A 16,073-nucleotide genomic window follows, 5' to 3' on the forward strand; every position below is an offset into this window, starting at 1 on the left:
GGTTCGTACACATTATAAATGTTAAAATAACACTTTTTTAATTATTTCTATTGTTTTTTTAAAAGTAAATTATACATTTACAAAACCTACGATGTTAAATTTCTGTTATATTAAAAAATTCAATCGATTGAATTTGAGGTATAATCGAATAAACGTTAAATAATTATTAATAAACTAACTAAGAAATGAAAACAAAAAAAACTAACAAAAGTTATTTCTTTTGCTGTTTTCTCTATTTACTAATAGGGATAACCTCTATAACAGCGGCAGAAAGGAATTCTAATCTAATGCAAACTCCAATTAGTGGAACTGTAACTTCTGGTACCGATAATGCCCCATTGCCTGGGGTTAGTGTGGTAGTAAAAGGAACCAATAATGGAGTTGTAACCGATTTTGATGGATTCTATGAATTGAGTGGGGTAGCACCAGATGCAATTTTAGAATTTTCTTACATAGGTTTTAAAACACAATCTATTTCGGTAAATGGAAAAACAACTTTAAATGTAACATTAGAGGAAGATTTAGCACAATTAGACGAAGTAGTTGTAGTAGGTTACGGAACCCAAAAACGTTCGGATGTAACTGGATCTGTTTCTTCGGTTCCAGAAGATAGGCTTGAAAATCTTCCTGTTACTAACGTTACTCAAGCTATCCAAGGTACAACAGCAGGACTTAATATTACAGAAGGTTCTTCGGTTCCAGGAAGTACTGGTTCCATACAAATTAGAGGGGTTAACTCCATTAACGCCAATACGAGTCCGTTTATAGTAGTAGATGGAACTCCATTTTATGGCTCGATGAACGATATTAATACCCGAGATATTAAATCTATAGAAATTTTAAAAGATGCATCTGCAGTGGCTATTTATGGTACACGTGGTTCTAATGGGGTTATTTTAATAACAACCAAAAGAGGGGTAACTGGGAAACCAACCATTAATTATTCTGTTTACACAGGATTGGAGAGTATCTCTCATGTTTTACAGCCTAGAAGTCCAGAAGCTTATGTTCAAAAGTATCAAGATTACATGACAGCGCGTGGTTTGGAACAAACAGGGGTTTTATTAAACCAATCTGAAATTGATAATTATAATGCGGGAAGAACTACAGATTGGGTTGATGAGACTACACGTGCTGGTTCAATTCAAGAACATAATTTAAGCATCCGAGGAGGTTCTGAAACCGCTAAATATTTTGTATCAGGGAGCTTTTTGGATCAAGATGGGGTGATAAAAGGATACGAATTTCAAAAAGTTAATTTACGTACCAATTTGGATTTAGACGTAACAGATTTCTTGAAAGTAGGAATGAATGCCTTTTATGCTAATAATGATTTTGGTGGGGGTAGAGCAAACCTTTTAAACGGCTCTGCCATGAGCCCTTATTCGGTTCCTTATGACGAAAATGGAAACTATGTTATCTTCCCAATGGCTCCAGAGCAGTTGTGGGAAAATCCATTACTTGGTTTAACAACAGATAGAGTTCAAAAAGATAAAAACCTTTCTGGAACAGTATATGCCGAACTTACTCCTAGTTTTGTTAAAGGACTTAAATACAGGGTAAATGCTTCTTATACAAGCAATCCATATCATTATGCTAATTATGAAGGAAGGGCTGCTAACGACCAAAATGGGACAGCCACCATTACCGATTCAGAAGAAACTAACTGGGTAATTGAGAACATATTAACTTATAGTAAAGATTTTGGAAAACATCATATAGATTTAACGGCATTGTATAGTGCGCAAAAAAATGAGTTTTTCGAATCTTCTGCTACTGGAGTTGGATTTATAAATGATGAACTTTCTTATAACAATATAGAATCTGCACAAAATATTTCTGCTTCTTCGCAAAGTTGGGAATCTACTTTATTGTCTCAAATGGGAAGGATAAATTATTCTTATGACAGCAGATACTTACTAACATTAACTGCCAGAAGAGATGGTTATTCTGCATTTGGAGCAAATACAAGTAAATATGGGGTGTTTCCATCTGTAGCATTAGGATGGAATATTCATAATGAGAATTTTTTAGAAGACTCTAAAACATTGAATCAGTTAAAACTGAGGTTGTCGTACGGGGAAACTGGAAATCAGGCGGTAGATGCTGGACAAACAGTAACAACAGCGGGTACTGTTTTATATCCTTTTGGAGGAAGCGCTTTAATAGGGACCTATATAAATGGTTTAGGAAATGCTAATTTAAATTGGGAAACTACTTCTTCTTTTAATGTTGGTCTTGATTTTGGTTTATTCCGTAATAGAATTTCAGGAAGTATTGAAGCTTATAGAAGTAAAACTAGAGATATTTTATTGCGAAGAAGTATTCCTGCAATTACTGGTTCCGATCAGATTTGGGATAATTTAGGAGAAATGCAAAACACAGGTTTTGAATTTACGTTAAATACAAAGAATATTCAAAATGAAAATTTTCAGTGGGAAACCAATATTAATTTTTCAACTTTTAAGAACGAATTGTTGGAAATTTATGGAGATGGAGAAGATGATATAGCTAATAGATGGTTTATAGGAAAACCCCTAAACGCAATATACGACTATAAAATGGTCGGAATTTGGCAAGAAGGAGAAGATCCTTCTGGCGTTGATCCTACTGCACAACCTGGAGATATTAAATTTGCCGACCTTAATGGAGATGGGGTAATAGACCCTGAAAACGATAGAACGTATTTAGGAACTAGTTTACCAGATTGGACTGGAGGGATTACTAATACCTTAACTTATAAAAACTTAACATTTAGCTTTTTTATTCAAACGTCTCAAGGAGTGTTTAAAGGGAATCCAGATATAAATTATGGAGATGAAGCTGGCCGTAGAAATACACCAGAAGATGTTGGATATTGGACACCAGAGAACCAAAGTAACGAATGGCCTTCTATTGGCTATAGAAACACAAGAGGATATGGTTACCCTAGAGATGCCAGTTATGTTAGAATTAAAGATGTGAGATTGAGTTATAGAATTCCAAGGAAACATTTGGAGAAATATGGAATTAATGACTTGATGTTTTATATAGCAGGAAGAAACCTATATACTTTTACAGATTGGATTGGATGGGATCCTGAGAGTGACCAAACGTATAGAGGAAGCGAAAACTGGACAAATAATTACCCAGTAGTGAGAACCATATCATTAGGTCTAAACCTTTCACTTTAAAACAGAGTGCGAGTTATGAATTTCACAAAGAACAACATTATAAAAGGCAATAAAATGAAAAAATATATCAATAAAACACTATTCTTAATAGGAGTATTGACCTTGGTCTTTACTTCTTGTAGTGACTCTTTTTTAGACGAAGAAGTAGAATCTTCCTATACCCCAGAGTCTCTTAACGATGAACTAGGTTTCGAATCGGCTATAATTGGATTATACCAACAAATGAGTACGCTTTATACTAGAAGTTCCGATCAAGGTTGGGTTGGAGTATGGCAAGTAGGAACAGATATCGTTTGGCCAACACAACCACAAGGAATAGAGGTTCCTTATTATGAATACGATTTGTTAACTGCAGACGATAATGCTGCTTACCAAACATGGAATTTTGCATATAATATGATTGAAAATGCCAATAGTATTATCTACAATGTTGAAAATCCAACTGGGGAAGCACTAAATATAGCTGAAGATGATCGGAAAAAAATAAGTGCTGAAGCTCGCTTTTTTAGAGGGTATGCATATAATTTATTGGCAACTTTATACGGAGGAGTTCCTTTGGTTACCGACCCACTTTCGGAACCTAAAACAGATTTTGTTAGGGCGCCAATAGAAGATATAAATGCTTTAATTGAAGAAGATTTAATGTATGCTTCTCAAAATCTTCCGCAGATAGATAACACTCCTGAAGAATCGCGAGTAAGTAGATATGCTGCAAATCAGCTTTTTGCTGAATTTTATTTACGTATTGGACAAGCAAAAAAAGCAGAAGATCAAACAAATCTTATAATTAATAGTGATAGATTTGACTTGGTAGACGAAAGATATGGTGTAAAAGCCGATCAACCTGGCGACCCATTTGCAGATATGTTCTATAAAGGAAATCAGCGTCGTTCTCAAGGAAATTCAGAAGCTATTTGGGTTTTAGAAAACGAGAATCCAAGCGACGTTCGTGGAGGAAGCTCGGGGAATCCACAACAAAGACGTGTATGGGGAGCTGGTTACCATAATAGAAACGGGATGTTACCGGCCGATTCTCTTGGAGGAAGAGGAATAGCACGGATTAGATTAAATAATTGGGTTTTATACAATCTTTATGATGATACAGATATGAGAAATTCAAAATACAATATTCACAGAAGGTTTACATATAACAATCCTGATTTTGAATTGTATGGAGAAGATGTGCCTTATTCAGGACCTGATACGTTGTTTATCATCAATCCATATACTTTAAAATGGGGGCATTTTGACCCAAGAGACACCTTTGGTTTTGGGATGTGGAAAGATTTTATTTTGATGCGTTTAGGAGAAACTTATTTGTTAAAAGCTGAAGCTCAGTTTAGACAAGGAGATTTAGCAGGGGCTGCTACAACTATTAATATTCTTAGAGATCGGGCTAATGCGCCAACGGTAAGTGCTTCGGATATTGATTTGGATTTTATTTTAGATGAACGTGTTCGAGAACTTTTAGCTGAAGAAAATAGAAGAATAACGCTAATGAGAACTGGTACTTTGGTTGAAAGAGCAAATAGATTAAATAACGATGCTCCTAGCGGAATGCAAATTCAAGGACTAACAGATAAAAATCTTTTGTTTCCAATTCCTTTGAGAGAAATTCAATTAAATAAAGACGGAGATTTAAAACAGAATCCAGGATACTAAATACATAACAAGAATGATAAAACGCATTGTAGTTTTAATAATTTATATAATTCCTTTTTTAGGCTTGACAAATAGTGTCAAGCCTAATGAGGTATTAAAAGACACTACAGATAGGGCTTATTTTGTTCAAATGATGAATAAAATAGCCTATCCAGTAATAAAAAGTCTGAGTGAAGATAAGTTAAAAGAAAAAATGCCAGTAGAAAAGGCTATAAATCCTTATGGTGGAAGAGAACAGGTAACATATTTAGAGGCTTTTGGGAGAACGCTTGTAGGAATAGCTCCTTGGTTAGAATTAGGACCCGATGCTACCGAAGAAGGAAAGCTTAGAGAAGAGTATATACAATTATGCGTAAAAGCAATAGACAATGCTACTAACCCTTCTGCTAAAGATTATATGAACTTTACTGAAGGAGGACAACCCCTTGTAGATGCTGCCTTTTTAGCTGAAGCTTTAATAAGGGCACCTCATCAATTATGGGATAATTTAACTGCAGAAACTCAACAAAATGTATTAAGAGAATTAAAGAAAACAAGAACTATTTCTCCTCCTTATATGAATTGGTTGCTTTTTAGCGCTACCGTAGAAGCTGCTTTGCTAAAATTTGGTGGAGAAGCAGATATGATGCGAATGGAATATGCGCTTTTTAAGCATGACGAATGGTATCTAGGAGATGGGATGTATGGAGATGGTCCAGATTTTCATTGGGATTATTACAACAGCTATGTAATTCAACCTATGATATTAGATGTTCTTTTAGTTTTAGAAGAAAAAAAAGAAGAATTAAAGTATTGGCGATATAAAAATAAATTTATTGATAGAGCCAATGTATTTATAGAAAGAGCGCAGCGTTATGCAGCCATACAAGAACGACTTATTTCTCCCGAAGGGACATTTCCTCCTATAGGTAGGTCTTTGGCATACCGTTGTGGAGCATTTCAGCTATTGTCGCAAGTAGCGTTGATGCAAAAATTACCAAAAAATATTAATCCAGCTCAAGTTCGATCGGCTTTATTAGCGGTAATAAAAAATCAGATGGAGGCTCCTGGAACTTTTGATGAAAACGGATGGCTTCAAATTGGATTTTATGGAAAGCAAAAGGAGATAGCAGAACCTTATATTTCTACAGGAAGTTTATATTTATGTAGTACTGCTTTTTTAGTTTTAGGCTTACCACAGCAAACTCCTTTTTGGGCTGCACCTTCTGCCAATTGGACGCAAAAAAATATTTGGAGCGGAAAAGAAGCTAAAATAGACCATGCCTATAGTGGGAATTATCATAAAAACGAAGATAACTGGGAAACTGTAACCGACAGTAGTTCATTTTTAAGTAAGAAAGAATTTAACAAGCATTGGAACTATTTTTATCCGTGGGGAACAGATCATAACGGTACTGCTAGAATGTATAAATCCAATGTTTCTTTAAATGATGGAGTATTGGAATTAAAAGCAGAAAGAACTTCAAAAAATGAGGGTAAAAGTAAGTCTTCTCCTCATTTAGAAATAAAATATAAATCTGGTGCTATTCATGCAAAACATAAAATTGTGGTGAATAAAGCATATCCAGAATATGAAGTTACAGGAGAATTTAAAGCCCCAACCTCAAGTGGGACATGGCCAGCATTTTGGTTAACAGCAGTAGATGGTTGGCCGCCAGAAACGGATATTTTGGAGTTTAAAGGTGATGATGTCAATTGGCAAAATACATTTTTAACACCGCAAAATGTAACTACTATAAAAAAGAAAATTCCAGATGCTTCTAAAGAATGGCATACATATACTGCCAAACTCAAAAGGGTAGACAACACACACACAACAATTACCTATTTTATTGATGGAAAACAGACGGGAGTTCATTACACAGATTTTACTGATAAACCTCTTTGGTTAATTATAAATTTACAGATGGAAGGATCTTCAGGGAACGCAAATGGTTTGGAACAAGCTTCCTATTTCAGTAAAAATGTGACTATAAAAAGAATTTCAGCAAAATGAATTCATCATTCTTAACTCTTCATAAATTAATCGTTTTATTATTAGGTTTTACTTTTATTGGTTGTAACTCTTTAAAAGTAGAAGAATCGGTTGTGGGATTGGGCTGGAGTAATAATTCAGTAAATACAGTTGTTTTTAGAAATTCTGCTGTGGTGAGCACGAACGAGTATCAATTTACAGCATATTACAATCCTGAGGGTTATTTAATATTAGCAAAGCGAAGATTAAATAGTAATACATGGAAAATTAAGAAGACTGCCTATAAAGGAAATGTAAAAGATGCTCATAATACCATTAGTATTGCTATGGATGCCGATGGATTTTTGCATGTTTCATGGGATCAACACAATACAAAACTCCGCTATGCAAGAAGTAAGTTCCCCTTAGAATTAGAGCTGACAGAGGAATTATCTATGACAGGGCTTCAGGAAGATAAAGTAACCTATCCTGAGTTTCATAATTTACCAAATGGAAAGTTACTTTTTTGTTATCGGTCGGGAGAATCTGGTCGTGGAAATATGGTTATTAATAGCTATGATGTTGAAACTAATAAATGGACACAATTACAAAATAATCTGTTAGATGGAGAAGAGAAAAGGAGCGCCTATTGGCAAACCGCAATAGATAGTTTAGGAAACATCCATTTGTCTTGGGTATGGAGAGAAACTTGGGATGTATCTTCTAATCATGATATGTGTTATGCCATATCAAGAGATGGTGGGATAACATGGGAGCAATCAAATGGAAAGAAATACGAGCTTCCAATTACTCAAGAAACGGCAGAAATAGCTTGGGAAATACCTCAAAAAAGTAGCTTAATTAATCAAACCTCCATGGTAGTAGACAAAGAGGGAGTTCCATATATTGCTACTTATTGGAATAATGATAAATCTCCTCAATATAAAGTAGTCTATTTAAAAGATAAACAATGGAAACTTTTAAATACAGATTTTCGTAAAAGTAGTTTTTATTTAGGCGGCGGCGGAACAAAAAGAATTCCTATTTCTCGACCTAAAATTATTATAGATTCAGAAAGAATCCATTTATTATTTAGAGATGAAGAAAGAGGAAATAAAATTTTATTAGCTTCCACATTAAAGAATTCAATCCAATGGAATTTAAAGGAAATTTCTAAAGAGTCCGTTGGACAATGGGAACCCAATTATGATGTAGATTTATGGGAAAAAGAAAAGGTTTTACATATTTTTTCTCAAAAAGTTACCCAATTAGATGGAGAAGGGGTTTCTGAAACGGAACCACAACCAATAAAAATAATTCAAATAAAAAATATTGCAGACTAATACTATTAACAACTAAAATAAGCCATGAAAAAATTATTATTTACAGTACTTTCTATACTGACTCTTGCTGGATGTAAAGAAAAAACACAAAAAGAAGAAATTGAAAAGGACACCCTTGATGTAAAAATAGATTCTACATTTCAAACAGCTGTTAAACAATACAGATACTTAAGTAATCAAGTTACATTAGGTGAATATCCAAAAACTTTTTATAAAGATAAAGAAGGACTGGAAACAAGTAATTCAGGTTGGTGGTGTAGTGGTTTTTTTCCTGGAACGTTATTTTATTTAGACGAAGCAGTTGGCGCTCAAGATTTAAAAGAAGAAGGAGTAGCAATATTAGAAGATTTAAAAAAGGAGCAGTTCAATACCTCTACACACGACCTTGGTTTTATGATGTATTGTAGCTTTGGAAATGCAGAACGTTTAGCGCCTAAAAAAGAATATGAAGAGATATTGATGAACAGCGCAAAATCGTTATCAACTCGATACAATGATACAGTTCAAGCTATTCGCTCATGGAATAGTGCGCCATGGAATAAAGCAGGAGAAGACGACCTAGTGGTTATAATAGATAATATGATGAATCTAGAATTATTGTTTTGGGCAACAAAGCACAGTGGAGATAGCACATATTATGATATTGCAGTAAACCATGCTAATACAACTATAGAAAATCATTTTAGAAAAGATTATAGCTCTTATCATGAGGTTATTTATGATGAGCTTACTGGTAAGGCTAAATTAAAAATCACAAATCAAGGAGCAGCAGATTCTTCAGCTTGGGCTAGAGGACAAGCATGGGGGTTATATGGTTATGTGGTAATGTATAGAGAAACTAAAGACAAAAAATACTTAGAACAAGCCAAAAACATTGCAAATTTTTTATTGAACCATCCTAATCTTCCAAAAGATAAGATTCCGTATTGGGACTTTAATGCTCCTAAAATACCAAATGCATTGAGAGATTCTTCTGCCGGAGCCATTATAGCTTCAGCATTAATAGAACTTAGTACGTATACTACAGGAGAAATTTCTTCTAAATATTTAAACGATGCAAAAGTGATGTTAGAGAGTTTACTTTCATCAGAATATATTGCAGAAGTAGAAACAAATGGAGGTTTTATATTAAAACACGGGGTGGGTAATATGCCAAATAACACAGAGGTAGACACTCCGCTTTCTTATGGAGATTATTACTTAATTGAAGCAATGTTGAGATATAAAGAATTAAATAAATAATACATGATTAAAATGAAAAATATTTTTGTTGTTTTATTGCTATTAACTGTAAATATGATGAGCTCACAGCAACAGCAAAATGAATGGGAAAATCCCACTATAATTGATAGAAATAAAGAAGCTGCACATGCCCAATTTATAGTTTTTAAAAATAAAGAAACTGCATTATCGGGTAAGGAAACGGCATCTAGTTATTACAAGAGCCTCAATGGGAAATGGAAATTTAATCTTGTTAAGAAACCAGAAAATAGACCAGAGAATTACTATGAAGTTAATTTAGACGATTCTCAATGGAAAGAAATTAAGGTGCCTTCCAATTGGGAGCTCGAAGGGTTTGATATTCCTATATACACCAATATAACATACCCTTTTCCTAAAAATCCTCCTTTTGTAGATAATAAATATAATCCTGTTGGAAGCTATAGAAAAACATTTTCTATTCCAGAAAATTGGAGTGATAAAGAAGTGATATTACATTTTGGATCTATTTCTGGATATGCAAAAGTGTATTTAAATGGAAAAGAAGTAGGAATGACAAAAGCTTCCAAAACGCCAGCAGAATTTGATATAACTAAATTCTTACAAGAAGGTAAAAATTTAGTAGCAGTACAGGTTTACCGTTGGCATGATGGAAGCTATTTAGAAGATCAGGATTTTTGGAGATTAAGTGGGATTGAACGTAATGTATACCTACAAGCATTGCCAAAATTAACAGTTTGGGATTATTTTGTAAATGCCAATTTAGATAAAACCTATACCAATGGGGAGTTAGAAGCAACAATAAACCTAAGATCTTTTACTAAGAATACTAAAATAAAAGGAAAAGTATCATTTACGTTATTGGATGTTGAGAATAATGAAGTTTATTCAGAAACAAAATTTGTTGACAATAAAACTAATATTACCTTCAAAAAAACACTAAAAAACATTGCAAAATGGAGTGATGAAACTCCAAATTTATACACCTATATAATTCAATTTAAAGGTAACGAAACTGATGAAAATACAATTACGGGTAAAACTGGATTTAGAAGTGTTGAGTTAAAAAATAGTCAGTTGTTAGTAAATGGAAATGCCATTAATGTACATGGAGTTAATCTGCATGAGCACCATGGTATAAAAGGGCATGTGCCAGATGAGGAAATGATGCGTAAAGATATTGAGTTGATGAAAAAACACAATGTAAATGCCATCAGAATGAGTCATTATCCACATGGAAATTTACTTTATAAGTTATGTGATGAATACGGAATGTATGTTGTAGACGAAGCAAATATTGAAACTCACGCAATGGGAGCAGAGTGGCAAGGTAATTTTGACAAATCAAAACATCCAGCGTATCTTCCAGAATGGGCGCCCGCACATTTGGATAGAATTAAAAGAATGGCAGCGCGAGATAAAAATCACCCATCAATTATTATATGGTCTATGGGGAATGAATGTGGAAATGGCCCCGTATTTTATGATGCATATAAATGGCTAAAAGACTTTGACTCGTCTCGTTTGGTAATGTTTGAGCAAGCAGGAGAAAATGAAGATACCGATATTGTGAGTCCTATGTATCCAAGCATGAAAAATATGCAAAAATATGCTGAAGCTACAGATAAAACTCGTCCGTATATAATGTGTGAGTATAGTCATGCTATGGGGAATAGTAACGGAAATTTTCAAGAGTATTTTGATATTATTGATAACAGTCCGCATATGCAAGGAGGTTTTATTTGGGATTGGGTAGATCAAGGATTAAAAGCCGAAGAAAACGGAGAAGAATTTTGGGCTTATGGAGGAGATTTAGGAGGCGAGAACCTTCAGAACGATGAGAATTTTTGTGCAAACGGATTAGTAACAGCCGATAGAAAAGTACATCCTGGAATTTATGAAGTCAAAAAAGTCTATCAGAATATTAAATTCACTTTAAAAGAAAATGGAAAGCTTGAAATTAAGAACAAGTATTTCTATACCAATCTAAACAATTTTACCTTTGAGTGGGAATTATTAAAAAATGGAGAAAATATAGCATCGGATATTTTAAATATTGATGTGGAACCATCTTCATCAAAATTAATTTCATTACCACTTGATAAAATAGAAGAAAAAGGAGAGTATTTCTTAAATGTTTTTGCATACACCAAAAATGCTGGTGCGCTTATTCCAAAGCATCATGAATTGGCGAGAGCTCAATTTAATGTAGGAAAACAAACATATTTTACGCAAACTGAGTTAAATCATCAGAAAAAAATAAAATATACTCAGAAAGGGGATGTATTATCATTTGAAGCAGCAAATATAGAAGGTGTATTTAATTTGAAAGAAGGAAAGCTAACTTCTTATCATCTTAAAAATAAAAAAGAAATAATAGAATCTTTTCCAACTCCATACTTTTGGAGAGCTCCTACAGATAATGATTTTGGAAATCAAATGCAGGAAAAATTAGCGGTATGGAAAAATGCTCATCAAGCGCAAATCACAGGAGTTACCGTTGGAAAACAAACCGATAATGGGTTACCTATTGAAGTGAAAATGCAGCTTAAAGATGTTGAAGTTTCTTATGCAGTGGAATACTTACTTCTTAATTCTGGAGCTATAAAAGTTACAGCATCCATGGATATGAAAGATAAAGAACTTCCAGAATTACCACGTTTTGGAATGCGTTTAGAACTTGCTGGATTGTATGATGGTTTAAGTTATTACGGACGCGGACCATGGGAAAATTATTCCGACAGAAATACCTCTTCTTTTTTGGGTGTTTTTAAGGCAAAAGTAGCAGATCAGTTTACTTGGGAATATATAAGACCTCAAGAAAACGGGTATAAAACAGATGTTCGCTGGTTAAAATTACTTAATAATGCTGGGGAAGGAATTGAATTTACTGGAGCACAACCTTTAGGATTTAGCGCTTTGAATGTATCTACAGAATCATTAGATCCAGGAAAAACAAAAAATCAGCGTCATACTACAGATGTGCATCCACAAGACAAAGTGTTTTTACATTTAGATTACAAACAAAGAGGACTTGGAGGAGATAATAGTTGGGGAGCTTTGCCACACAAACCTTATAGACTATTGGATACAAAATACACATATTCTTATACCATAAGTTTAATTAATGAGAAGGATGATGAGAAATAGGTCTATAATTTTATTGCTAGCATTTATAGTTATTTCTATAATTAATGCACAAGAAAAGGAGTTTAAAAAATGGACTGTAACTCCTCCAATGGGATGGAATAGTTGGGATTGTTATGGGCCTACTGTTACAGAAAAAGAGGTCAAAGCAAATGCCGATTATATGGCAGAACACTTAAAATCTAGTGGATGGAAATATATTGTTGTAGACATTAGATGGTTTGTAGAAAATACCAAAGCAAATGGGTATAATCAAACCGATCCTATTTATGTTTTAGATGAATATGGTAGGTATCAACCTGCTGTTAATAAGTTTCCTTCTGCAAAAAATGGAAAGGGATTTAAAGAATTGGCAGCTTATATCCACAGCAAAGGGCTCAAGTTTGGAATATATATTATGAGAGGAATTCCTACAAAAGCAGTTCATGATAAATTGCCTATTAAAGGAACTAATGGAGTTACAGTCGATAAAATTTATTCTACGGAAAATCAATGTAAATGGTTAAAAGACAATTATACCATTGTTGCAAATAAACCAGGAGCGCAAGAATATTATAATTCTCTATTTGAAATGTACGCTGCTTGGGGTGTAGATTTTGTTAAGATAGACGATCTTTCTGCTCCAATCTATCATAAAGAGGAAATAGAATTGATACGAAATGCCATTGATAACTCTGGAAGGGAAATAGTATTAAGTACCTCTCCAGGAGAAACTCCTGTAGCAAGCGCCAATCATGTGAGTGAGCATGCAAACATGTGGCGAATGGTGAATGATGTTTGGGACAAATGGGACGATCTTACTCATTTAATGAAAGTAAGCAAAGATTGGTATCCTTATATCGGAAATGGAACTTGGCCTGATTGTGATATGATTCCTTTGGGAAGAATATCCATTCGTGGAGAAAGAGGTTCTGATAGAATGACAAGACTAACAAAGGATGAACAATATAGTTTAATGACATTTTTTACAATTTTTAAATCGCCATTATTTTTTGGAGGAGATTTACCAAGTAATGATGATTTTACCTTGTCGCTATTAACTAATGCAGAAGTGTTGAAGGTTCATCAACAGGGAACCGATGTTAAGCAAATTCGAAATACTTCAAAAGAAGTAATTATAAGCGCAACAAATAAAGAGAATACCCATAAGTATTTGGCTGTTTTTAATATTGACGATAATGAACCGCAAACTATAGAGATCGATTTGGATAGCATTGGGATTAATAAGCTTAAAACGGTTAAAAACCTTTGGTCTGGAGTCACTTCAAAAGTAGAGGAACGTATATATAAAGTAACGCTTCAGCCACATCAATCGCAGTTACTTTCTTTTTACACTAATTAATTTTTAGACTTAATTATAAAATGCAAATCATGATAAAATACCTTTTTAGTGTGCTGTCGTTACTTTTTACCTGTATTACATTTGTTCAGGGAAAGCATCAAATTTTGGAAAAGGATTACAAAGCATATTTGTTTACATATTTCACTGGAAATAATGTGGAAGATGAAGCTATTCATTTTGCCATTAGCCCAGACGGATATAATTATTATGCCCTAAATAATAATAAACCAGTATTAAACTCTAAAGAAATAAGTTCTACGGGAGGAGTTAGAGATCCGCATATTTTAAGGAGCGAAGATGGGAGTTATTTTTATATGGTAGTAACAGATATGACTTCATACAAAGGATGGAGTTCCAATCGAGCTATGGTATTGTTAAAGTCCAAAGATCTTATAAACTGGACTTCCAGTGTGGTAAATATTCAAGAACGTTTTTCTGGTAATGAAGACTTGAAACGTGTTTGGGCACCTCAAACTATATATGATAAAGAAGCTGGAAAATACATGGTTTATTTCTCAATGAAACACGGAGATCAGGCAGACATCATTTATTATGCATATGCAAATAAAGATTTCACCGATTTAGAAGCAAGTCCAAAACCTTTATTTATTCCAACCTCAAAAAAGGCATGTATAGATGGAGATATTGTTTTAAAAGATGGAGTATATCATTTGTTTTATAAAACTGAAACAGATAAACCTGGGATAAAAGTAGCTACCACTACAAATCTAACTTCAGGAGAATGGAAGGAAAAAGAAGGATATCTCCAACAAACAAAGGAAAGTGTGGAAGGATCGTCTGTTTTTAAAATGAAAAACTCTGAGCAGTATATTTTGATGTATGATGTATATATGAAGGGAGCATACCAGTTTACCAAAAGCAACGATTTAGAAAACTTTGAAGTGATTGATGAAGAAATTTCGATGAATTTTTCTCCAAGACATGGAACGGTAATTCCTATAACTAACAAAGAATTAAAAAGTTTAATAAATAAATGGGGGAGTCCTGTTGATTATCCTTCACTAGACAATAATCCTGTTTTAGAAGGCTATTATGCCGATCCTGAAATTATATATTCTCATAAAACTGGAAAGTATTATTTATATCCAACTTCCGATGGATTTGATCATTGGAGCGGAGATTATTTTGAAACTTTCTCTTCTATAGATTTAAAGGAATGGAAAAATGAAGGTACAATTCTCGACTTAAAAAAGGATGTAAGCTGGGCAGATAGAAATGCTTGGGCACCATGTATTATTGAGAAAAAGATAAAAGGAATTTATAAATATTTCTATTACTTTACCGCTGCCCAAAAAATAGGAGTTGCAGTTTCAGATAATCCAGAAGGACCATTTGTAGATAGTGGAAAGGCGTTAATAGACTCTCAACCAGCTGGAACAAAAGGTGGGCAGGAAATAGACCCTGATATTTTTGAAGACCCAGTAAGTGGTAAAAATTATTTGTATTGGGGAAATGGGCATATGGCCTGTGTTGAGTTAAATAAAGATATGGTTTCTATTAAAGAGAACACTTTGAAAATTTTAAATCCTGGAAATACTTTTAGAGAAGGAACAGAAGTTTTTTATAGAAATGGAACTTATTATTTTATGTGGAGTGAAGACGATACTAGAAGCCCTAATTACAGAGTTAGGTATGCTACATCTAGTAGTCCCACAGGACCATTAGATATTCCAGAAAACAATTTAATTTTAGAGAAAAGACCTGAAGAAGGAATTTATGGTACAGGTCACAATTCTGTAATAAGAGTTCCAGAAACAGATGAATGGTATATTGTTTATCATCGTTTTTCAAGGCCTAATGGTATTTTAATGGGAGATGCTGCAGGTTACCATCGGGAAGTTTGTATTGATAAACTTAAATTTAACGATAAAGGAGAGATACTACCTATTATTCCTACTCTTTAAAGGTTTATTAAATACTCCTGAATGCCTTGTAGGCTTGCCTTGAGGTAGTTGATTTACTTATTTTATGATAGTTAAGATTTAGTCTTTGTTCTTTGTTCTTTGTTCTTATAGCGAAGCGGTCTTGTCTCATATGCCTGCAATAAATCTTCACATCTTTTGAAGAGAGGGGTTTATTATTAGGTTTTTAATCAATTACCTCAGGGTAAGCCTGTCTGCCTACAAAGGCAAGTCCGCTAGGTATTTAAAGGGAATAAATTTAACTCATTTTGATACAGAGCGTCAATTAGACTCTCTATGAGGGATTAA

The 16,073-nt window shown here is 33.8% G+C and carries 8 protein-coding genes; all 8 read left to right on the plus strand.

Going from position 1 to position 16,073, the window contains the following annotated elements:
• Window positions 1-185: 185 nt before the first annotated feature.
• The 8 genes from JOOMADRAFT_RS19100 to JOOMADRAFT_RS19135 are packed head-to-tail and all read left to right on the plus strand — an operon-like array spanning window position 186 to window position 15,767.
• Window positions 186-3,173 (plus strand): SusC/RagA family TonB-linked outer membrane protein, encoded by a 2,988-nt coding sequence (locus JOOMADRAFT_RS19100; RefSeq protein ID WP_008616328.1) that lies wholly within the window; start codon window positions 186-188, stop codon window positions 3,171-3,173.
• A 54-nt stretch (window positions 3,174-3,227) separates the two neighbouring features.
• Complete coding sequence (locus tag JOOMADRAFT_RS19105) at window positions 3,228-4,835, plus strand: RagB/SusD family nutrient uptake outer membrane protein (protein WP_008616331.1); 1,608 nt, start codon at window positions 3,228-3,230, stop codon at window positions 4,833-4,835.
• Between the two features lie 13 nt (window positions 4,836-4,848).
• Complete coding sequence (locus tag JOOMADRAFT_RS19110; RefSeq protein ID WP_008616333.1) at window positions 4,849-6,831, plus strand: DUF2264 domain-containing protein; 1,983 nt, start codon at window positions 4,849-4,851, stop codon at window positions 6,829-6,831.
• Window positions 6,828-8,132 carry a BNR repeat-containing protein gene (locus tag JOOMADRAFT_RS19115; protein WP_008616334.1) on the plus strand — a complete coding sequence of 435 codons (1,305 nt, stop codon included), beginning with the start codon at window positions 6,828-6,830 and terminating at the stop codon, window positions 8,130-8,132. The genes JOOMADRAFT_RS19110 and JOOMADRAFT_RS19115 overlap by 4 nt, the downstream gene beginning before the upstream one ends.
• A gap of 24 nt (window positions 8,133-8,156) precedes the next feature.
• A complete protein-coding gene (locus JOOMADRAFT_RS19120; RefSeq protein ID WP_008616336.1) occupies window positions 8,157-9,374 on the plus strand; it encodes a glycoside hydrolase family protein in 1,218 nt (405 codons plus the stop codon).
• A gap of 12 nt (window positions 9,375-9,386) precedes the next feature.
• Window positions 9,387-12,503, plus strand: a complete 3,117-nt coding sequence (locus tag JOOMADRAFT_RS19125) for a glycoside hydrolase family 2 TIM barrel-domain containing protein (RefSeq protein ID WP_040880371.1) — start codon at window positions 9,387-9,389, stop codon at window positions 12,501-12,503.
• Window positions 12,490-13,842: a glycoside hydrolase family 27 protein gene (locus JOOMADRAFT_RS19130; RefSeq protein ID WP_245547720.1), complete on the plus strand. Its 1,353-nt coding sequence runs from the start codon at window positions 12,490-12,492 to the stop codon at window positions 13,840-13,842. Before JOOMADRAFT_RS19125 ends, JOOMADRAFT_RS19130 begins: the two co-directional genes overlap by 14 nt.
• Window positions 13,843-13,871: 29 nt before the next feature.
• Window positions 13,872-15,767, plus strand: a complete 1,896-nt coding sequence (locus tag JOOMADRAFT_RS19135) for a family 43 glycosylhydrolase (protein WP_008616340.1) — start codon at window positions 13,872-13,874, stop codon at window positions 15,765-15,767.
• Window positions 15,768-16,073 lie beyond the last annotated feature (306 nt).

It is taken from the genome of Galbibacter orientalis DSM 19592 (genome assembly GCF_000260115.1).
GTDB lineage: Bacteria > Bacteroidota > Bacteroidia > Flavobacteriales > Flavobacteriaceae > Galbibacter > Galbibacter orientalis.

What these genes read in the sequence shown, in the direction of transcription:
- JOOMADRAFT_RS19100 (WP_008616328.1), top strand. Translation starts at nt 186, where the DNA reads ATGAAAACAAAAAAAACTAACAAAAGTTATTTCTTTTGCTGTTTTCTC.
- JOOMADRAFT_RS19105 (WP_008616331.1), top strand. Translation starts at nt 3,228, where the DNA reads ATGAAAAAATATATCAATAAAACACTATTCTTAATAGGAGTATTGACC.
- JOOMADRAFT_RS19110 (WP_008616333.1), top strand. Translation starts at nt 4,849, where the DNA reads ATGATAAAACGCATTGTAGTTTTAATAATTTATATAATTCCTTTTTTA.
- JOOMADRAFT_RS19115 (WP_008616334.1), top strand. Translation starts at nt 6,828, where the DNA reads ATGAATTCATCATTCTTAACTCTTCATAAATTAATCGTTTTATTATTA.
- JOOMADRAFT_RS19120 (WP_008616336.1), top strand. Translation starts at nt 8,157, where the DNA reads ATGAAAAAATTATTATTTACAGTACTTTCTATACTGACTCTTGCTGGA.
- JOOMADRAFT_RS19125 (WP_040880371.1), top strand. Translation starts at nt 9,387, where the DNA reads ATGAAAAATATTTTTGTTGTTTTATTGCTATTAACTGTAAATATGATG.
- JOOMADRAFT_RS19130 (WP_245547720.1), top strand. Translation starts at nt 12,490, where the DNA reads ATGATGAGAAATAGGTCTATAATTTTATTGCTAGCATTTATAGTTATT.
- JOOMADRAFT_RS19135 (WP_008616340.1), top strand. Translation starts at nt 13,872, where the DNA reads ATGATAAAATACCTTTTTAGTGTGCTGTCGTTACTTTTTACCTGTATT.